This window comes from Klebsiella sp. ME-303, from assembly GCF_007910085.1.
Taxonomy (GTDB): Bacteria; Pseudomonadota; Gammaproteobacteria; order Enterobacterales; family Enterobacteriaceae; genus Klebsiella; species Klebsiella michiganensis.
This window is the reverse complement of the sequence record NZ_VOJB01000048.1, coordinates 1-19,724: the sequence shown is the minus strand read 5'-3', so window position 1 is coordinate 19,724 and position 19,724 is coordinate 1. Positions and strand designations below refer to the sequence as shown.

Annotated in this window: 16 protein-coding genes; 14 read left to right on the top strand and 2 right to left on the bottom strand. The window is 57.4% G+C overall.

The genetic code is table 11. From position 1 onward, the window contains the following. Window positions 1–8 precede the first annotated feature (8 nt). From cutC to trpS, 11 genes are all read left to right on the top strand, one after another. A complete protein-coding gene (cutC, locus tag FQK12_RS01735) occupies window positions 9–3,395 on the top strand; it encodes a choline trimethylamine-lyase (RefSeq protein WP_014227749.1) in 3,387 nt (1,128 codons plus the stop codon). Between the two features lie 56 nt (window positions 3,396–3,451). Then, window positions 3,452–4,399 (top strand): choline TMA-lyase-activating enzyme, encoded by a 948-nt coding sequence (gene cutD, locus FQK12_RS01730; protein ID WP_014227748.1) that lies wholly within the window; start codon window positions 3,452–3,454, stop codon window positions 4,397–4,399. A gap of 12 nt (window positions 4,400–4,411) precedes the next feature. Next, window positions 4,412–4,834: a BMC domain-containing protein gene (locus tag FQK12_RS01725; RefSeq protein WP_014227747.1), complete on the top strand. Its 423-nt coding sequence runs from the start codon at window positions 4,412–4,414 to the stop codon at window positions 4,832–4,834. Further along, a complete protein-coding gene (locus FQK12_RS01720) occupies window positions 4,831–5,451 on the top strand; it encodes a phosphate propanoyltransferase (RefSeq protein ID WP_014227746.1) in 621 nt (206 codons plus the stop codon). Before FQK12_RS01725 ends, FQK12_RS01720 begins: the two co-directional genes overlap by 4 nt. Window positions 5,452–5,463: 12 nt before the next feature. Further along, window positions 5,464–6,150, top strand: coding sequence for a hypothetical protein (locus FQK12_RS01715; protein WP_014227745.1), 687 nt, complete (start codon window positions 5,464–5,466; stop codon window positions 6,148–6,150). 19 nt (window positions 6,151–6,169) lie between these two features. Beyond that, window positions 6,170–6,583, top strand: coding sequence for a DMT family transporter (locus tag FQK12_RS01710; RefSeq protein WP_014227744.1), 414 nt, complete (start codon window positions 6,170–6,172; stop codon window positions 6,581–6,583). Between the two features lie 17 nt (window positions 6,584–6,600). Then, a complete protein-coding gene (locus FQK12_RS01705) occupies window positions 6,601–6,930 on the top strand; it encodes a DMT family transporter (RefSeq protein ID WP_004108688.1) in 330 nt (109 codons plus the stop codon). Between the two features lie 241 nt (window positions 6,931–7,171). Then, window positions 7,172–7,267, top strand: a complete 96-nt coding sequence (gene tnaC, locus FQK12_RS01700; RefSeq protein ID WP_004098218.1) for a tryptophanase leader peptide — start codon at window positions 7,172–7,174, stop codon at window positions 7,265–7,267. A gap of 124 nt (window positions 7,268–7,391) precedes the next feature. Further along, window positions 7,392–8,780 (top strand): tryptophanase, encoded by a 1,389-nt coding sequence (gene tnaA, locus FQK12_RS01695; protein ID WP_004098213.1) that lies wholly within the window; start codon window positions 7,392–7,394, stop codon window positions 8,778–8,780. Window positions 8,781–8,918: 138 nt separating this feature from the next. Beyond that, window positions 8,919–10,175 (top strand): tryptophan permease, encoded by a 1,257-nt coding sequence (mtr, locus tag FQK12_RS01690; protein WP_014227743.1) that lies wholly within the window; start codon window positions 8,919–8,921, stop codon window positions 10,173–10,175. Between the two features lie 206 nt (window positions 10,176–10,381). Next, window positions 10,382–11,389: a tryptophan--tRNA ligase gene (trpS, locus tag FQK12_RS01685; RefSeq protein ID WP_014227742.1), complete on the top strand. Its 1,008-nt coding sequence runs from the start codon at window positions 10,382–10,384 to the stop codon at window positions 11,387–11,389. A 404-nt stretch (window positions 11,390–11,793) separates the two neighbouring features. Here the strand turns inward: trpS and FQK12_RS01680 are convergent, their stop codons facing one another. Next, window positions 11,794–13,191: a diguanylate cyclase gene (locus tag FQK12_RS01680; protein WP_009652888.1), complete on the bottom strand. Its 1,398-nt coding sequence runs from the start codon at window positions 13,189–13,191 to the stop codon at window positions 11,794–11,796. A 523-nt stretch (window positions 13,192–13,714) separates the two neighbouring features. Between FQK12_RS01680 and FQK12_RS01675 the strand changes: the two genes are divergently transcribed. Genes FQK12_RS01675 through FQK12_RS01665 form a run of 3 tightly spaced genes read left to right on the top strand, consistent with a single transcriptional unit; the run spans window position 13,715 to window position 18,632 of the window. Beyond that, the gene (locus FQK12_RS01675; protein WP_038423496.1) at window positions 13,715–14,782 is read left to right on the top strand and encodes an HlyD family secretion protein; all 1,068 of its coding nucleotides are present in this window, start codon (window positions 13,715–13,717) and stop codon (window positions 14,780–14,782) included. Beyond that, window positions 14,779–17,508 carry a ribosome-associated ATPase/putative transporter RbbA gene (gene rbbA / locus FQK12_RS01670; RefSeq protein ID WP_014227740.1) on the top strand — a complete coding sequence of 910 codons (2,730 nt, stop codon included), beginning with the start codon at window positions 14,779–14,781 and terminating at the stop codon, window positions 17,506–17,508. The genes FQK12_RS01675 and rbbA overlap by 4 nt, the downstream gene beginning before the upstream one ends. Continuing rightward, complete coding sequence (locus FQK12_RS01665) at window positions 17,508–18,632, top strand: ABC transporter permease (RefSeq protein WP_014227739.1); 1,125 nt, start codon at window positions 17,508–17,510, stop codon at window positions 18,630–18,632. Before rbbA ends, FQK12_RS01665 begins: the two co-directional genes overlap by 1 nt. Before the next feature lie 39 nt (window positions 18,633–18,671). Here FQK12_RS01665 and FQK12_RS01660 read toward each other — a convergent pair whose 3' ends face one another. Continuing rightward, complete coding sequence (locus FQK12_RS01660) at window positions 18,672–18,989, bottom strand: hypothetical protein (protein WP_014227738.1); 318 nt, start codon at window positions 18,987–18,989, stop codon at window positions 18,672–18,674. Window positions 18,990–19,724: the final 735 nt, after the last annotated feature.

Sequence of the window (19,724 nt, the reverse complement as noted above, 5' to 3'; positions counted from 1 at the left end):
CCTTACCTATGGCACACTACAGCTTAACGCCGCGCGTCAAAGTGTTGGCAGAACGTTTACTCTCACAAAAAAGCACCCTGTGCACCGAACATGCCACCACGCTCAACGCCCTTGATGGCGATATCGCCGGGGTTCCCGCCGCCGTCAAACCGGCGCGCCGCTTCTATGAACTGATGCGCCAGCTGCCGCTGTGCATCAGCGCCGACGAGCTGATCGTCGGCAACCAGACCCGCAAACCGCACGGGGCGATTTTCCACGACGAGAGCGCCGTCCGTCGCCCGTCCGCGTTCCAGTTCCTCAACCTGAATAGCGATCTCGACTCCCCGGATTACAAGCTGGTGATGGAAAAAGGCGTGCTGGCGATAAAACATCAGCTGGAAGAGAAAACCCGCGCGCTGGGCAGCGCCGTCAGCCGCAGCGGCATGGATGAAGTCAACGGCTGCCGCGCGGCCATCTACGCCTGCGATGCCCTGCTGGCGCTGGCGCAAAACCTGGCCAACAGCGCGGAACAGCTGGCCGCCGCGGAAACCAACGCTTACCGCCGGGCGGAACTGCTGGACAGCGCCGCCATTCTGCACCACGTTCCGGCTCACCCGGCGCGCAGCTTCAAAGAGGCGTGCCAGGCCTTTTATCTGTTCCAGCTGGCGCTCCAGCTCGATAACGGCAGCTACGCCGTCAACCCGGAAGGCGCCGACAAAGCCCTGTTGCCTTACTACCAGCACGATATCAACAACGGCGCGCTCTCCCCGCAGCAGGCGTATGAAATCGTCGAATCGCTGTGGTTCAAGCTGGCGGAGCTGTGCGAAGTGCGCGCCGCCTGCGCGATCGACGGTTATCCGATGTTCGACGCCCTGCTCCACGGCGCAAGCCTTGAGAACGCGCGCATTAACGAACTCTCCGACATGTTCCTCAGCGCGCAGCACAACCTGAGCGCCCTGCATCTGCCGGTGCGTTTGTTCAAGGGCGTCCAGCACGTTTCCGCCGCCCCGTTTGCCGCCGCCGGCGAGACGCCGGCAGCAGAAGGGCTGACCCCGCGCATGCAGCGCCTGCGTAACCACTACCTGACCGTGCGCCCGAGCGTCTCTATCTACCGCGCGCTGGCCTTTACCGAAGTGGTCAAAGCCAACCCCGGCATGCCGACGATTCTGCTGCGCGCCAAAGCCTTCCGTCACGCCTGCGAAACCGCGCCGATTCTGATTCAGGACGATGAGCTGATCGTCGGTCATCCGTGCGGCAAGCCGCGCGCGGGCGCCTTCTCGCCGGATATCGCCTGGCGCTGGGTGCGCGACGAACTCGATACCATGAGCACCCGTCCGCAGGATCCGTTTGAGATCAGCGAAGCAGATAAAAAAACCATCCGCGAAGAGATCGTGCCGTTCTGGGAAGGCCGCTCGCTGGATGAAATCTGCGAAGCCCAGTACCGCGAAGCGGGCGTATGGGCGTTCAGCGGCGAGACCTTCGTCAGCGACCTCTCCTACCACCAGATCAACGGCGGCGGCGACACCTGCCCGGGCTACGATGTGCTGCTGTTTACCAAAGGGATGAACGGCATTAAAGCCGACGCCGAGGCGCATCTCGCCAGCCTGAGCATGGAAAACCCGGAAGATATCGACCGCATCTACTACTACAAAGCGGCCATTGAAACCTGCGAAGGGGTGATTAACTACGCGCACCGCATCGCCGCCCGCGCCCGCGAACTGGCCGCGATTGAGCAGAACGCCCAGCGTCGCGCCGAGCTGCTGACCATCGCCGAGGTGAACCAGAACGTGCCGGCGAATCCGCCGAAAACCCTGCAGGAAGCGCTGCAGAGCATCTGGACCGTAGAGTCGCTGTTTGAAATTGAAGAGAACCAGACCGGACTGTCCCTGGGACGCGTAGACCAGTACTGCTACCCGATGTTTGAAGCCGATATCCGCGAAGGCCGCCTGACTCACGACACCGCGCTGGAGCTGCTGCAGGCGTTTATCATCAAATGCGCCGAGCTGATGTGGATGTCCAGCGAGCTGGGGGCGAAATATTTCGCCGGCTATCAGCCGTTTATCAACCTGACCGTCGGCGGTCAGAAGCGCTCCGGCGGCGATGCCTGTAACGACCTGACCTACCTGATCATGGACGCCGTGCGCTTCGTGAAGGTTTACCAGCCGTCGCTGGCCTGCCGTATTCACAACCAGTCGCCGCAGAAGTATATGGAAAAAATCGTCGACGTCGTCAAAGCGGGGATGGGCTTCCCGGCCTGCCACTTCGACGACTCCCATATCAAAATGATGCTGCGTAAAGGCTTCGATTTCGAAGACGCCCGCGACTACTGTCTGATGGGCTGCGTCGAGCCGCAGAAATCCGGCCGCATCTATCAGTGGACCTCCACCGGCTACACCCAGTGGCCCATCGCCATTGAGTTCGTTTTAAACCGCGGCCGGATGGTGCTGTTTGACAGCTATCAGGGGCTGGATACCGGCGACCTGCGCGACCTGCACACCTTCGAGGATTTCGACGCGGCGGTGAAAAAACAGATCGCCCATATCGTACGCCTGTCGGCGATCGGGACGGTCATCAGCCAGCGCGTGCACCGCGACGTGGCGCCGAAGCCGCTGATGTCGCTGCTGGTGGAAGGCTGCATGGAAAAAGGCAAAGACGTTGCCGCCGGCGGCGCGATGATCAACCACGGCCCGGGGCTGATCTTCTCCGGTCTGGCGACCTACGTCGACTCCATGGCGGCGATTCGTAAGCTGGTGTTTGAAGAGAAGAAATACACCCTCGAGCAGGTGCGCGACGCGCTGCTGGCGAACTTCGAAGGCTTTGAAGGCCTGCGCCGCGACTGCCTCAACGCGCCGAAATACGGCAACGACGATAACTACGTCGATCGGTATGCGCTGGATATCACCGAGTGGACCGAGCGCGAGTGCCGTAAGTACAAGATGCTCTACTCCACCCTGAGCCACGGCACCCTGTCCATCTCCAACAACACGCCGATCGGCGAGCTGACCAACGCCACGCCGAACGGTCGCCTGGCGTGGATGCCGCTCTCCGACGGCATCAGCCCGACTCAGGGCGCGGATAAGCAGGGTCCGACGGCGATCATCAAGTCGGTGAGCAAGATGAACGTCGAAACCATGAACATCGGCATGGTGCACAACTTCAAGTTCCTCAAAGGGCTGCTGGATACCCCGGAAGGTCGTCACGGCCTGATTACCCTGCTGCGCACCGCGTCGATTCTCGGCAACGGCCAGATGCAGTTCAGCTATGTCGATAACGAAGTGCTGAAAAAAGCCCAGCAGGAGCCGGAAAAATACCGCGACCTGATCGTCCGCGTCGCGGGCTACAGCGCCTACTTCGTTGAGCTGTGTAAAGAAGTTCAGGACGAGATTATCAGCCGTACGGTCATCGAGAAGTTCTGATAAAGACACGGACGTTTTTGGACACGGATGTCCCGATCGTTTTTCTGGAGGTATGTGTGAGCGCAAAACAAGAATTAACCGGGCGAATATTCAATATTCAGAAATATTCGATCTATGACGGCGATGGGATCCGCACGCTGGTTTTTTTCAAAGGCTGCAATATTCGCTGCCCGTGGTGCGCTAACCCGGAAGGGCTGAATAGCCAGTTTCAGGTGATGTTCTCACAGGATAAATGCATTAACTGCGGCGACTGCGTCAACGTCTGCCCGGCGGGAATTCATTATCGGGCGGAAGAAAACGGCGAAATGAAGCATTTCGTCAACCGTAATAAAGACTGTATCGGCTGCCGCAAGTGCGAAGAGATCTGCACCCAGAACGCGCTGGATATTATGGGCAAAGATGTCACCGTCAGCGAACTGATGGAGATCATCATGCAGGACTACGACTTTTATATCTCCTCCGGCGGCGGCGTCACCATCGGCGGCGGGGAAATGAGCCTGCAGACCGATTTTGCCGTCGCGCTCTTTAGCGAATGCAAAAAGATGATGCTCAATACCGCCGTGGAAACGCAGGGCACCACGCCGCTGGCCAATTATCAAAAGCTGGCGCCGGTGACCGACACCTTCTTATTCGATATTAAGCAAATTAACAGCGAGCACCATAAAGCGTTATTTGGCATCGGTAACGAAGGCATTCGCCGCAACCTGGAGTGGCTGGTGGACTCCGGCGCTAACGTCATTATCCGCATGCCGCTGGTTCGCGGCTATAACGACTCGTTCGATGCCATTACCGGAGCCATTGATTACGTACAAAAGCTGGCGAAGCGCGGAAATATCCGCCGCATCGATATGCTGCCGTACCACCAGCTCGGGCGCAAAAAATATGAGCGCCTCGATATGCCTTACCCCATTACCCGAGACCCAACTTATTCCGCCGAGGAGTTAGACCGGCTGGAAACGTTCTTCACGCAGTTTGATTTTGATATTCGCTTAGTCCGCCATTAACAGGAGCCGACAATGAAAAGTTTAGGCGTAATTGAAACGCGAGGGTTAGTTGCCGCCGTTCAGGCCGTGGATGCCGCCTGCAAAAGCGCAGGCGTGTCCTGCATTGGCTACCGCAAAGTCGGTTCGGGGCTGGTGAGCGTCTGCTTTGAAGGGGAGATCAGCGCGATTCACACCGCTATCGAACGCGGCGTGTCCGTCGCCGCGCTCATCGACCCGCAGGTTAAATCCCTGACGATCGCCCGTCCGGAGCGCAGCGTCGTGGACGCCCTCAGCACCCTGAAAGGCCGTCCGCCGCGCGCGGAAGCTGCCGCGCCGCTTGAGGCTGAAGCCGTCGCGCCCGCCGCTGCGGAAACAAGGGAACCCACTGAACCCGCCGCCGCGCCTGCGCCGACGGAAGATAAAAACGCGGCGATGAGGAAAGGGAAGAAGGCATGATCGACACCCTGCTCCATGAAAAAATCGCCGCCCGCCTGAGCCACGCTGCTCCGGCTATCCCGGTCGGTATCTCTAACCGCCACGTCCATCTGGCGCAGCAGGACGTCGAAGCGCTGTTTGGCAAGGGCTACGTCCTGACGCCGTTTAAGCCGCTGCGCCAGCCGGGGCAGTTCGCGGCCCAGGAGTGCGTCACCGTGGTCGGTCCGAAGGGCTCACTCAGTAACGTTCGCGTCCTCGGCCCAACCCGCCCGGTATCGCAGCTGGAAATCTCCCGCGCCGACTGCTTTACCCTCGGCATCAAAGCGCCGGTTCGCGAATCCGGCCAGCTGGAGAACGCGGGCAGCGCGCTGCTGATCGGCCCGGCAGGCCACGTTGAGCTGCGATCGCAGGTGATCTGCGCCTGGCGGCATATCCATATGTCGCCGCAGGACGCCCGCCAGCTGAACGTCGCCAACGGCCAGAAGGTTAGCGTCCGCAGCGATGGCGAACGCCAGCTGACCTTTGATGAAGTGGTGGTGCGGGTACGCGAAGACTTTGCGCTGGAGTTTCATATTGATACCGAAGAGGCCAACGCCGCCGGCTTGAAAAACGGCGCGCAGGTCACGCTCATCGGCTAACGGAGGCTCGCCATGACCGACCAACAGATGGAAGACCTGGTTGAACGCATTATCCAGCGTCTGCGGCCGCCGGTACTGGTGATGGTGACCGCCGCGGCGGGCTACCGGCACGCTATTCGCCAGCGGCTGGCCGGCTGCGGCGAGAGCCTGCACCTGGCGCTGGATAGCGGGATTGACGACGGAGAGCAGTGGCGGGCTATCGGTAAAACGCTGCCGGCGGCCGACTGGCAACAGGGGCTGCCTTCGGCCTCGTATAAGGCGCTGCTGCTGCCGTTTCTCGACTACCCGCTGGCGGCGGATCTGGTGAAGGGTTCCCTGCACGGTCCGGTTACCCGCCGCGTGCACGATGCCCTGCTGAGCGGCCTGCCGGTGCTGGCGCTGCGCTATCACTGCGATCCCGCCAGCGAGCTTAACCAGCTGCGCGGGGCGCAGCCTGATACCGCTTACGCCGGGCATATGCAGGCCACGCTGGCCCGCCTGGCCGAATGCGGCATCGCGCTGTGCACCATGAACGAATTGCTGGAGAAGCTGGCGTCGGGTCGCGGAGCGACGGCGCCGTCGGCGAGCGGTCCGCGGCGTTATCTCACTGTCACAGACGTAGTGAATAATCCGGCGCTGGCCTGTGCCCCTGAAGCGCAGTTGACCGATGCCGCTATCGATTTTTTAAAAAACAGAAAAAAAGAACCTTACCTTAAATAGTAAACCCGGAGTTTAACTTATGTCTTCAAAAACAAAGTGTTGGCTATGGATGCTGCTGGTTATCGTTTCCGAAACCTCAGCTACCTCCACCCTCAAAATGTTCGGCAGCAGTGAAGGGATGAGCAAAATGCTGCTGCTCGGGCTGCTGGTGCTGCTGTACTGCACCTGCTACTACTCGCTATCCCGCGCGGTGAAGGATATTCCCGTCGGCCTGGCCTACGCCACCTGGTCCGGTACCGGCATTCTCGTGGTATCGACGCTGGGAATGGCGTTTTACGGCCAGCACCCGGACACCGCCGCCATTATCGGTATGGCGGTTATCGCCAGCGGGATCGTGATCATGAACCTTTTTTCCAAAATGGGTAGCGAAGAGAGCGAGGAAGCACCCGCGCAGCCGGCCGCTGCATCTCTGGACAAAAAAGTCGCCAACTAACAGAAAAGGAACCGCTTATGTTTAACCTCGGATTTTTATGGCTGGCGCTGTCTATCGGCTCCGAAATCACCGGCACGTCGATGATCAAAAAGACCAACGGCTTCAGCAAGCTGGCGCCGTCGGTGCTGGTGGTATGCGCCTACGGCCTGTGCTACTTCGCCCTCACCCGCGCGATGAGCACCATTCCGGTCGGCGTCGCCTACTCGCTGTGGTGCGGTTTTGGCATCGTCGGCGTCACGATTTGCTCAATGATCCTTTATAAGCAAAAACCGGATATCCCGGCTATTCTCGCCATGGTGCTGATCATCTCGGGCGGCATCATTATGAACGTCTTCTCCAGCATGTAAGTCCCGCCTGCGCCTTCATTGATTGCGGTGAAGGCGCTAATAACCTCACTCAATAAGCCGTTATTGGCGTAATAAAAAAACAAAAAACCATTGCCTGCTAATCAATAACGCTAAAAAGACGACGAGCGTCAAATTTTTATACTCCGCTTATCGATAAATTATTTTTTGTGATTTTAATCGTGGTTATTTTCTCATTTTACCTTATTTTTATGGCATCCCTTCACCCACAGAGGACGATGTCATGACGCAAAAATCGATTTATCGCCTCATTGCCCAGGGCGGCCTGGACGACTGGTATAATTTAGATCACCGCATCTCCAACGACTTCCCTCGTTAATTCTCCGCTGCTGTTTACTCCCTAAAAAAAATTAATTCAGCACTGCGTTTAGTCGCTATTTGTTGCGCTTTTTATTTGTCGCCAAATAGCCAAACGCGGCACAGCATCCCCATGGAGAAAATAAATGAAACGTATCCCTGAGCCGTTCCGTATTAAAATGGTCGAAAACATTCGTATGACTACCTTTGACGATCGCGTCAAAGCGCTGGAAGAGGCGGGCTATAACCCGTTTTTGCTCAATAGCCAGGACGTGTATATCGACCTGCTGACCGACTCCGGCACCGGCGCGATGAGCGACCATCAGTGGGCCGGGCTGATGATGGGCGACGAAGCCTACGCCGGGTCGCGTAACTATCAGCATCTGTGCGAAAAGGTCAAAGAGATTATCGGCTATCCGTATACCATTCCCACCCATCAGGGGCGCGGCGCGGAGCAGATTCTGTTCCCGAGCCTGATTGCTCGCCGCAAGTCGGCGCATCCGGTGTTTATTTCCAACTTCCACTTCGATACCACCGCCGCGCACGTGGAGCTGAACGGCGCAAAAGCCATTAACGTGGTGACGCCGAAAGCCTTCGACACGACCTCGTGGTACGACTGGAAAGGCAACTTTGATATTGATTTGCTGAAAGCGACCATCGCCGAGCACGGCGCGGAAAACGTGGCGGCGATTATTACTACCGTCACCTGTAACAGCTCCGGCGGCCAGCCGGTATCGCTGGCGAATATGCGCGAGGTGTATCAGATTGCGCGCCAGAACAATATTCCGGTGGTAATCGACTCCGCCCGCTTCTGCGAAAACGCCTGGTTTATTAAACAGCGCGAAGAGGGCTATGCCGATAAATCGGTGAAAGAGATTATTCTCGAGATGTACCAGTACGGCGATATGCTGACCATGTCCGCCAAGAAAGACCCGATGGTGAATATCGGCGGCCTGTGCTGCTTCCGCGATGACGAAGATCTGTTCAACGAAGTGCGCATCCGCTGCGTGCCGATGGAGGGCTTTGTCACCTACGGCGGCCTGGCGGGACGCGATATGGAGGCGCTGGCTATCGGCCTGGAAGAAGGGACCAACGAGGATTACCTCGCTTATCGCATCAATCAGGTGGAATACCTCGGTGAACGCCTGCGCGAAGGCGGCATTCCGATTCAGTATCCGACCGGCGGCCATGCGGTGTTCGTCGATGCTAAGCTGCTGCTGCCGCATATCCCACCGGAGCAGTTCCCGGCGCACGCGCTAAACAATGAGCTGTATCTGGAAGCGGGAATCCGCAGCGTGGAAATCGGCTCCCTGCTGCTGGGCCGCGACCCGGAAACCGGCAAACAGAAGGCGTCGCCGATGGAGCTGCTGCGCCTGACCATTCCGCGTCGGGTTTATACCAACGATCATATGGACTATATCGCTGATGCGCTGATCGCCGTTAAGGCGCGCGCCGCCACGATTAAGGGCCTGACCTTCACCTACGAACCGCCGGTACTGCGCCACTTCGTCGCCAGACTGAAACCGGTGAAATAAACCGCATCACGGCGCTCTCGCAATAAGAGCGCCATTAATTTAATTCCATCTCTTTAAGCTCAATTATTCGGGTTGCGCCGGGTAGCCGTTTTCCCGCAGCCCCTTATTTAATATATAGCCACGTGAGGAATGCACCTTATGGCTACACTATCAGTCTCAAAAGCGGTCTCAACTAATACGCCATCGCTGATTGGCGGAGCGATGATTATCGGCGGCACGATTATTGGCGCAGGCATGTTTTCTTTACCGGTGGTGATGTCCGGCGCCTGGTTTTTCTGGTCGCTGCTGGCGCTCATTTTTACCTGGTTTTGCATGCTGCATTCCGGGTTAATGATCCTCGAAGCCAATCTCAATTATCATATTGGCGCCAGCTTCGACACGATTACAAAGGATTTACTGGGAAACGGCTGGAATATTATTAACGGCCTGACCGTCGCCTTTGTTTTATATATCCTGACCTACGCCTATATTTCCGCCAGCGGTTCAGTTATTCAGCATACTTTTGCGCAGATGAACCTCGCGGTTCCCGCACGCCTGGGCGGGCTGGCGTTCGCGCTGGTGGTCGCCTTTATCGTCTGGCTAAGTACGAAAGCGGTAAGCCGGATGACGACTATCGTGCTGGGTGCCAAAATCCTCACCTTCTTTATGACCTTCGGCGGTCTGATGTGGCACGTGGAGCCCGCGATTCTGTTTAACCGCGCGGAGGTCAATGCGTCCTATCTCCCCTACGTCCTGATGACGCTGCCGTTCTGCCTGGCCTCCTTTGGCTATCACGGCAACGTCCCCAGCCTGATGAAGTACTACGGTAAAGACCCGCTTATCATTCGCCGCTGCCTGCTGCTCGGCACGCTGATGGCGCTGGTGCTGTATATCATCTGGCTGGTCGGCACAATGGGCAATATTCCGCGCCCGGCGTTTATCGCTATCGCCGAAAAAGGCGGCAACATCGACGTGCTGGTGCAGACCTTAAGCGGCCTGCTGAACAGTTCGACCCTGGACTTACTGCTGACGGTCTTTTCCAACTTCGCCGTCGCCAGCTCGTTCCTGGGCGTGACTCTTGGCCTGTTTGATTATCTGGCGGATCTGTTTAAGTTTGACGATAGCCGGCTGGGGCGGTTTAAAACCGCGCTGGTGACCTTTCTGCCGCCGATCGCCGGCGGGCTGCTGTGGCCTGACGGTTTTATCTACGCCATTGGTTTCGCCGGTCTCGCCGCCACCGTCTGGGCCGCTATCGTCCCCGCCCTGCTGGCGCGCGCCTCGCGCAGGCGTTTCGGCAGCCCGAACTATCGGGTCTGGGGTGGCAATGCCATGATTATCCTGATTTTGTGCTTCGGCGGCGCCAACGCAATAATTCATATTTTATCCAGCTTTAACCTGCTGCCAGTTTATCGCTGAATAAAAAAGGGCTTTTACTGCCGCGGCTTTTCGTGGCAGGATAAAAAGATGAACAGAAACGTTGTCATCTCTCACCTCCGCCGTTGGTGGCTGCCTGCATAACAGGCGGCAAGATTTGACGTTTCCTCTATTCAAAGCCGCCGGAAGGCGGCTTTGTTGTTTCTGAGTGTCGCCCTTCGGCCTGATAGCATCCTAAGGAGTCACTTATGAACACCAGCCAAACGATCCTGACCGGCGACCGTCCTACCGGCCAGCTGCACCTCGGCCACTACGTCGGTTCCCTGCGCCAGCGCGTGCTGCTCCAGCACGACCACCAGCAGTTTATCCTCGTCGCGGATCTCCAGGGACTGACCGACAACGGCAGCAACCCGCAAAAAATCAGCAGCAATATCCTTGAGGTGATGGCCGATTATCTCGCCGTCGGCATCGATCCGCAGAAGACCACCATTTGCCTGCAATCCGCCCTGCCGGCGCTGGCCGAACTCAGCGCGCTGTATATGAATATCGTCACCGTCGCCCGGGTTGAACGCAATCCGACGGTGAAAAATGAAATCGCCCAGAAGGGATTTTCCCGCTCGCTGCCGGTGGGATTTTTAGCCTATCCCATAAGCCAGGCCGCCGATATTACCGCCTTTAAGGCCGAACTGGTGCCGGTCGGCGACGATCAGCTACCGATGATTGAACAGACCAATGAGATCGTGCACAAAATGAATAGCCTGACGACGACGCCGATCTTACGGCACTGCAAAGCGCTGCTCAGCGACGTCAGCCGCCTGCCGGGCATTGATGGCAACGCCAAAATGTCGAAATCGCTGGGGAACACGCTCACCCTTTCGGCCAGCGAAGAGGAGATCCATCGTGCGGTCAGCGCCATGTATACCGACCCGAATCACCTACGGGTCGCCGACCCGGGTCAGACAGAAGGCAACGTGGTCTTTACTTATCTCGACGCCTTTCATGCTGATAAGACCTTCGTTGCCGAGATGAAAGCCCACTATCGGCGCGGAGGGCTGGGAGACAGGCAGTGCAAAAACGCGCTGGAGACCTGCTTACAGGAGCTGCTGGCGCCGATACGCGAACGCCGGGCGACCTATATTCAGGATAAAGGCATGCTGCTGGCGCTGCTGCGCCGGGGAAGCGAACGGGCGCACGAACTGACGCAACGGACGCTGCATGAAGTAAAACGCGGCCTGGGGCTGCCGGTGCTGTTTTGAGGCGCGGCGATCTCTCCGCACTGAAATCCGCTGCCACATCTCTCCCGGGGGCGGCGCCTGAGGCGCCTTGCCCGGGCTACAGGTTCACAGCCGTCTGCGGTCAGGTAGGCGGGACAGGCTCAGCGCGCCGCCCCCGGGATGGCGCCCGACCGGAAGATATTCTGCGGTTTATTCCCCGGTGGCGGCTGTCGCCTTACCGGGGCTACGGGTTTACTGCCGTCTGCGATCCGGTAGCCCGGACAGGCGCTGCGCGCCGCCTCCGGGATGGCGCCCGACCGGAAGATATTCTGCGGTTTATTCCCCGGTGGCGGCTGTCGCCTTACCGGGGCTACGGGTTCACAGCCGTCTGCGATCCGGTAGCCCGGACAGGCGCAGCGCGCCGCCTCCGGGAAGGACCCGGCAGCTTAGTTGCCGTCGCCTTCATGCAGCTTCACGCAGTTGCGCCCATCGCGCTTGGCGACGTACAGCGCGCTGTCGGCATCGCGCAGCAGCAGATTGTAATCCGGATGACCGGTGTGGACGGCGTAGCCGATGCTGGCGGTAATCGAAATCTCATTGTCAGCGCCAACGCTAAACGCCAGCTGGCTGATTTTTTTACGCAGCCGTTCGAGGATAGTAAAGGCTTCCGCGGCGCCGGTCTCCACCAGCACCAGCAGAAACTCCTCGCCGCCGTAGCGGAAGATATAATCGCTGGATCGAATATTATCGCTGAGCAGCTCCGCAACGTGCTTAATCGCCCGGTCGCCGACCATGTGCCCCCAGCTATCATTGATCTCTTTAAAGTGGTCGATGTCGATAATCGCCACCGTCATCGGCAGTTCATATTCCATCGCCAGCGTCACTTCATGCTTGAGGACAACCGGCAGATAGCGGCGGTTAAGCAGGCTGGTCAGCGTATCCTTACCGCTTTGCATCTGCGACAGGCTGCTAAACAGCACCCCCATCTGGCTGCCGATCTGCTGGCAATGGATATGGATCCCCTGCAGCAAAGCCTGCGTGTTTTTATACTCAGAACCCTCAGACGAGGATTTCCAGGCGGATAACAGCGCATCCACCTTGCTAATTAAGTCGGCGATTTCCTGCATTTGCGGATTTTTGTTAAAATAACGCACGCATTTATGGCGGAACCACAGGCCAAATTCAGAATCAGATAATAACGCTCCGTTAATATCGCTTTTATTATCGCTAACGATATTAAAAATAGCGGTATTTTCCCATCCGGAGAGCGAGGCCTGCTGTTTGCCATATTCCAGCGGCACGTTATCCATCAGGCTATACAGGCGGTACGCTTCTTCATTTTTCGTTGCCCGATAGTGCGACAGGGTATAGGCGTGGCACATCATTTCTACCGCCATGTTAATGGCCATGATGGCGTAGTAGATGGCGGCAACGCTGGTCTCGCGATCGAGCTGACTATCGCGGATATTTTCAATCAGCCCGGCTTTCAGCTGGCGCGCGCCGCGCAGTACCGCCTCTGCCGGAATACCAATGCGTGAATGGATGCTGCCGATCAGGTACTGCCGCTCCGCCAGCGCCTGCAGATTTTCCTTATCGCACATCAGGATATCTTTCACCCACCCGGCCAGCGAGCTGCTGAGCCGCTCCTGAACTAAGTCATAGCTAAGGTGCCGCGCAATGTCCGGGTCCTGGAAAATAAAATCATAAAAACGGGTCGCTAACGCCTCCGCCTGCTGCCCGGCAATATTTTTAAGTACCGCCCTCACTTCCGGCGTCAGGCTGTCGTACAGCGGCAACCACTCCTTAAAAATAATCGAGATATATTTTTGGCTTTCATCTTTCATTGAATAAAGCGCTCGCCCGGCGTGAGTGTATTTTCAGGGCCGCCGATCATACAACAGTTCTCCTGGGGCAACCAGATTAAAAATGCGCCAGTCGCCAGGGAATAATATCCTCTGGTTATTAGCGCTAAGGAATAGCTTATATGTACGATGATTTAATGAAGAACGATTAAGATTATCTGCTCCGGTATCACCCCAATAGGCATTATGGGTAATATTGTGCCATCGCGCTCCTCGCTGTTTTTATGTTAACCCGACGACAAGACCCTGCTTTGTATATGGACATACTCATTGCGGGTGTTAGTATGACATTGACGGTAGCAATAAATATGCGTGTTTCATTTAAGGCGAGGATTGCTGATGATGACCACATTGATCGCACCTCTTTCTGACCGGTTAGCAGCGCTGCAGGCTCCCTGCGCCGGTCGGCCTTATCCCCGATTTCTCCCTTCCCTGAAGAGACGAAACTCCGCCATGCGGAGGAGAAGCGCGCACCACTCAGCCTATGGAACAAAGCGAGTCGCGTATGGACAAAATCAAACGGCGTTGGGTTGGATACGTTATTGGTTTAGCGGTGGTGATTGCCGCAGCGGCATGGTGGATGCTGCGCCCGCCGGGGGTTCCGGCAGGATTTGCCAGCAGTAACGGCAGGATTGAAGCCACTGAAGTCGATATCGCCACCAAAACCGCCGGGCGTATCGACACCATCCTGGTCAAAGAGGGGCAGTTTGTTCGCCAGGGCGACGTGCTGGCCCGTATGGACACCCGGGTACTCAACGAACAACGGCTGGAGGCCGCCGCGCAAATCAAGGAAGCAGAGAGCGCGATTGCCGCCGCGAAAGCCCTGCTCGACCAGCGCCAAAGCGAAATGCGCGCTACGGAAGCGGTGGTGAAGCAGCGGCAGGCGGAGCTGAACTCCTCGGCTAAACGTCACGTCCGCTCCAGCACGCTCTCGCAGCGCGGCGCGGTCTCCGCGCAGCAGCTGGATGACGACCAGGCGGCGGCAGAAAGCGCCAGGGCGGCGCTGGAATCCGCCAAAGCGCAGGTCTCTGCCGCCAGGGCCGCGATTGAGGCGGCGCGCACCAGCATCATTCAGGCGCAAACCCGGGTCGAGGCCGCCCAGGCGACCGAACGGCGGATTATCGCCGATATCGACGATAGCGAGCTGAAAGCCCCGCGCGATGGCCGCATTCAGTACCGCGTAGCCGAACCGGGAGAGGTGCTGGCGGCGGGCGGCCGGGTGCTGAATATGGTCGATTTATCCGATGTCTATATGACCTTCTTCCTGCCTACCGAGCAGGCGGGTCTGCTGGCGCTGGGCAGCGAAGCGCGAATTATCCTCGATGCCGCGCAGAATCTGGTGATCCCCGCCAATATCAGTTTTGTCGCCAGCGTGGCGCAGTTTACGCCTAAAACGGTGGAAACCAGCGATGAACGGCTAAAGCTGATGTTCCGCGTAAAAGCCCGTATTCCGCCAGAGCTGCTGGCGGAGCATCTGGAGTATGTGAAGACCGGCCTGCCCGGGATGGCCTGGGTCCGCCTGGATAACCAGCAGGCGTGGCCTGAAGCGCTGACGGTGAGGTTGCCGCAATGAAAACCGTCGCCCGCCTGGAAAACGTCAGCCAGCACTTTGGCGCAACCGTCGCGCTGAAGGACATTACGCTGAGCATTCCCGCTCGCCGTATGGTGGGCCTGATCGGGCCCGACGGCGTGGGCAAGTCCAGCCTGCTATCGCTGATCTCCGGCGCGCGCGTGATTGAGCACGGCAACATTATGGTGCTCGGCGGCGATATGAGCGAGGTACGTCATCGCCAGGACGTCTGCCCGAAAATCGCCTGGATGCCCCAGGGGCTGGGGAAGAACCTCTACCATACCCTGTCGGTCTATGAAAACGTCGATTTCTTCGCCCGTCTGTTCGGCCATGATAAAGCCGAACGCGACATCCGCATCAATGAGCTGCTCCAGAGTACCGGCCTGGCGCCGTTTCGCGACCGCCCGGCAGGAAAACTCTCCGGGGGGATGAAGCAAAAGCTCGGCCTGTGCTGCGCGCTCATTCACGACCCGCAGCTGCTGATCCTCGATGAACCCACCACCGGCGTCGATCCTCTCTCGCGGGCGCAGTTTTGGGATCTGATCGACAGCATCCGCCAGCGTCAGCCGGAGATGAGCGTCCTGGTCGCCACCGCTTACATGGAGGAGGCGGAGCGCTTTGACTGGCTGGTGGCCATGAACGCGGGGGAAGTTCTGGCGACCGGCAGCGCCGATGAGCTTAAAGCGCACACGGCGAGTCAGACGCTGGAACAGGCCTTTATCGCCCTGCTTCCCGAAGCCCAGCGCCTGGCGCATAAAGAGGTGATCATCCCGCCGCGCAATGCTGACGAAAGCGAAGTTGCGATTGAAGCGCGCGGGCTAACGATGCGCTTCGGTCAATTTGTCGCCGTTGACCACGTCAACTTTCGCATTGCCCGCGGCGAGATTTTCGGCTTCCTCGGCTCAAACGGCTGCGGCAAATCAACGACCATGAAAATGCTGACCGGGCTGCTACCGGCCAGCGAAGGCGAGGCGTGGCTGTTTGGCCAGCCGGTCGACCCCAGGGATATCGAAACCCGCCGCCGCGTTGGCTATATGTCGCAGGCCTTCTCCCTCTATAGCGAACTGACCGTACGGCAAAACCTCGAGCTGCATGCCCGCCTGTTCCACATCCCTGATGCGGAGATCCCGGGGCGGATCGCCGAAATGAGCCAGCGCTTTATGCTGGAAGAGGTTGAGGACACCCTGCCCGCTTCGCTGCCGCCAGGTATCCGCCAGCGCCTCTCGCTGGCGGTCGCGGTGATCCACCGCCCGGAAATGTTAATCCTTGATGAACCCACTTCCGGCGTCGATCCGGTAGCCCGGGACATGTTCTGGCAGCTGATGGTCGATCTTGCGCGTCAGGACCGGGTGACCATTTTTATCTCCACCCACTTTATGAATGAAGCGGAACGCTGCGATCGCATTTCGCTGATGCATGCCGGAAAAGTGCTGGCCAGCGATACGCCGCAGGCGCTGGTGGAGCAGCGCGGATCGGCCAGCCTTGAAGAGGCGTTTATCGCCTGGCTACAGGAAGCGGCGGATGCCGCGCAGCCGCCTGATGCGCAGGCTGCACCGATTCCCGCGATGGAACATAAAGCCGAAAGCGTGGCGCCGCGTCAGGCGTTCAGCCTGCAGCGCCTGTTTAGCTACAGCCGCCGCGAAGCGCTTGAGTTGCGCCGCGATCCGGTGCGATCGACCCTGGCACTGCTCGGCACCGTGATCCTGATGTTTATTATGGGCTATGGGATCAGTATGGACGTCGAAGATCTGCGGTTTGCGGTGCTCGACCGCGACCAGACCGTCAGTAGCCAGGGCTGGTCGCAAAATATCGCCGGCTCACGCTACTTCATCGAACAGCCACCGCTGCAAAGCTATAGCGAACTGGACAGAAGAATGCGCAACGGCGAGCTGGCGGTAGCGATTGAAATTCCGCCTAATTTTGGCCGCGATATCGCCCGGGGAACGCCGGTGCAGATTGGCGTGTGGGTGGACGGTGCGATGCCGAACCGCGCGGAGACGGTGCGCGGCTACGTGCAGGCCATGCATCTGGCCTGGCTGCAGGAGATGGCCGGTCGCCAGGCCAGCCCCAATCGCGATACCTCACTGATTTCCATCGAGACCCGCTATCGCTATAACCCGGATGTGAAGAGCCTGCCGGCGATTGTACCGGCGGTGATTCCGCTGCTGTTAATGATGATCCCGGCGATGCTCAGCGCGCTCAGCGTGGTCCGCGAGAAAGAGCTTGGTTCAATCATCAATCTGTACGTGACGCCAACCACCCGCAGCGAATTTCTGCTGGGTAAACAGGTGCCGTATATCGTGCTGGGGATGTTCAACTTCTTCCTGCTCTGCGCGCTGTCGGTTTTTGTTTTTGGCGTACCGCACAAAGGGAGTTTTCTGACGCTCACCCTCGCCGCGCTGCTCTACGTCACTATCGCCACCGGACTTGGCCTGCTGATTTCAACCTTTATGAAAAGCCAGATTGCGGCGATTTTCGGCACCGCGATCATTACGCTTATCCCGGCGACGCAGTTTTCCGGGATGATCGACCCCGTCGCCTCGCTGGAAGGCCCCGGGCGCTGGATTGGCCAGATTTATCCAACCAGCCACTTTCTGACCATCGCGCGAGGAACGTTTTCCAAAGCGCTGAATCTGACCGACCTGTGGGGATCCTTTATTCCGCTGCTTATCGCGGTTCCGCTGGTGCTGGGCCTGAGCGTGTGGCTGTTGAAAAAACAGGAGGGATAATGCGCGGATTACGCAATATTTATAATTTGGGGATGAAAGAGCTACGCAGCCTGCTGGGCGATAAAGCGATGCTGACGTTGATTGTCTTTGCTTTTACCGTCTCGGTTTACTCCTCCGCGACCGTTATGCCGGGTTCGCTGCATCTGGCGCCCATCGCTATTGCCGACATGGATAAGTCGCAGCTTTCATCGCGTATTATCAATGGTTTTTACCGGCCCTGGTTTTTGCCGCCGGAGCTGATTACAGCTGATGAGATGGACGCCGGACTGGATGCGGGGCGCTATACTTTCGCCATCAATATTCCGCCGGATTTCCAGCGCGATGTTCTGGCCGGACGCCAGCCCGCGCTACAGGTTAACGTCGACGCGACGCGAATGAGCCAGGCGTTTACCGGCAATAGCTATATCCAGAATATCGTCACCGGCGAGGTGAACAGCTTTGTCGCCCGCTACCGGGACAACGGTACGCTGCCGGTTGAGCTGGCCGTCAGGATGCGTTTTAACCCGAACCTGGAGCAGGAGCGTTTCGGCGCCGTCATGGCAATTATCAACAATATCACCATGCTGGCGATCGTGCTGACCGGCTCGGCGCTGATACGCGAGCGGGAGCATGGTACCGTGGAGCACCTGCTGGTTATGCCGGTCACGCCGTTTGAAATCATGATGGCGAAGATATGGTCAATGGGGCTGGTGGTGCTGGTGGTTTCCGGACTCTCCCTGATCCTGATGGTTCAGGGCGTGCTGCAGGTACCGATAGAAGGCTCGATACCGCTCTTTATGCTTGGAGTGGCCCTGAGCCTGTTTGCCACTACCTCAATCGGCATTTTTATGGGCACGGTGGCGCGTTCCATGCCGCAGCTGGGGCTGCTGATGATTCTGGTGCTTTTGCCGCTGCAGATGCTTTCCGGCGGCTCCACGCCCCGGGAAAGTATGCCGCAGGCTGTACAGGATATTATGCTCACCATGCCGACGACCCACTTTGTCAGCCTGGCGCAGGCCATTCTTTATCGAGGCGCTGATTTCTCTATCGTCTGGCCGCAGTTTCTGACGCTGCTGGCTATCGGTGGCGTGTTTTTTACTATCGCCCTACTGCGTTTTCGTAAGACGATCGGGGAAATGGCCTGAAGCAATACCGATGTCGCTCTGCCGGTCGCGGCATCGGCGCTATTTATGGCGATTCATAAAGCGCCGCAGAGCCCAGGTGAATCCCATCGCCATGCTGAACAGGATAAACAGCAGCAGCACCCAGCTGACGGAAATTCTCAGCAGCGCACTTAGCGTCATAAGCGGCTGAAGATACACGGTAAACGAGTGGTCGGTGGGTTTACCCAGAAGAGCCATCAATCCATCCGTTAACCAGACAAGCGCCCGGCAAACCAGCCAGATGATCGCCGGCCAGCAGAGCAGGACCAGAAAGGTAAAACGCTCCCGGATATAATGTATCAGTTGGCGCAAAGGAGGCCAGTTAATCAGAAATTTCATTTATATTCTCATATTGCCAGCCGGTAACATGCACTATTCGTCAAAAGACGTTACCGGGTTAGCTTCCATACAGGCAATGCACCCTATGTTTTTAGCAAATTTGAATTAACTTAAACCAGATCGAGTTAACAAAGTGTTAAGGACACTAAGTCATTTCGCAGAAAAAGTCCAGCTGTTATGCCTGTGTGCTCGGCAGGGGAGAGGGTTTCGTATCTATTTGTTAACCTGATGACTTTAGAATAACTTAAGCGTTATGCGGGTAATATTCTTAATATAATTCCTGTTAAATATTCAGAAACGCGTTTATCTCTATTTTTATTTTCATATAACGTTCATGCTAATTATTTTATTCACAAAATAAATTCTTTGTAGATGAGTTTTCGATAAATAATTGGGTTTAAATAGATCTATGCTATTCGCCGTCACGGCTTTCAGTGGTTTTGCCGGCAAGCTCTCCGCACGATTCATCGTTCTCGTTGTGACGCCAGGTAAAGTTAAAAAAACCTTTTATTTCAAAGCGATATATACCTATTTCGCTTAAGTGCTGCGGATGCCCTATCGTGACAAAGGTCTGGTAAAGGATCCCTGCCGGGCTTTTACACGGGATTTCTCAGGCGACAAAAACGCAAAAAGCCCATCCGTCAGGATGGGCTCTTCACTTGTTTGATGCCTGGCAGTTCCCTACTCTCACATGGGGAGACCCCACACTACCATCGGCGCTACGGCGTTTCACTT

Bases quoted from the DNA above. Each gene is read 5' to 3' on its own strand.
- rbbA (WP_014227740.1), top strand. From the start codon at position 14,779: ATGAAAACCGTCGCCCGCCTGGAAAACGTCAGCCAGCACTTTGGCGCA.
- FQK12_RS01675 (WP_038423496.1), top strand. From the start codon at position 13,715: ATGGACAAAATCAAACGGCGTTGGGTTGGATACGTTATTGGTTTAGCG.
- FQK12_RS01715 (WP_014227745.1), top strand. From the start codon at position 5,464: ATGACCGACCAACAGATGGAAGACCTGGTTGAACGCATTATCCAGCGT.
- FQK12_RS01710 (WP_014227744.1), top strand. From the start codon at position 6,170: ATGTCTTCAAAAACAAAGTGTTGGCTATGGATGCTGCTGGTTATCGTT.
- FQK12_RS01665 (WP_014227739.1), top strand. From the start codon at position 17,508: ATGCGCGGATTACGCAATATTTATAATTTGGGGATGAAAGAGCTACGC.
- FQK12_RS01720 (WP_014227746.1), top strand. From the start codon at position 4,831: ATGATCGACACCCTGCTCCATGAAAAAATCGCCGCCCGCCTGAGCCAC.
- trpS (WP_014227742.1), top strand. From the start codon at position 10,382: ATGAACACCAGCCAAACGATCCTGACCGGCGACCGTCCTACCGGCCAG.
- FQK12_RS01680 (WP_009652888.1), bottom strand. From the start codon at position 13,191: ATGAAAGATGAAAGCCAAAAATATATCTCGATTATTTTTAAGGAGTGG.
- tnaA (WP_004098213.1), top strand. From the start codon at position 7,392: ATGAAACGTATCCCTGAGCCGTTCCGTATTAAAATGGTCGAAAACATT.
- mtr (WP_014227743.1), top strand. From the start codon at position 8,919: ATGGCTACACTATCAGTCTCAAAAGCGGTCTCAACTAATACGCCATCG.
- tnaC (WP_004098218.1), top strand. From the start codon at position 7,172: ATGACGCAAAAATCGATTTATCGCCTCATTGCCCAGGGCGGCCTGGAC.
- FQK12_RS01705 (WP_004108688.1), top strand. From the start codon at position 6,601: ATGTTTAACCTCGGATTTTTATGGCTGGCGCTGTCTATCGGCTCCGAA.
- cutC (WP_014227749.1), top strand. From the start codon at position 9: ATGGCACACTACAGCTTAACGCCGCGCGTCAAAGTGTTGGCAGAACGT.
- FQK12_RS01725 (WP_014227747.1), top strand. From the start codon at position 4,412: ATGAAAAGTTTAGGCGTAATTGAAACGCGAGGGTTAGTTGCCGCCGTT.
- FQK12_RS01660 (WP_014227738.1), bottom strand. From the start codon at position 18,989: ATGAAATTTCTGATTAACTGGCCTCCTTTGCGCCAACTGATACATTAT.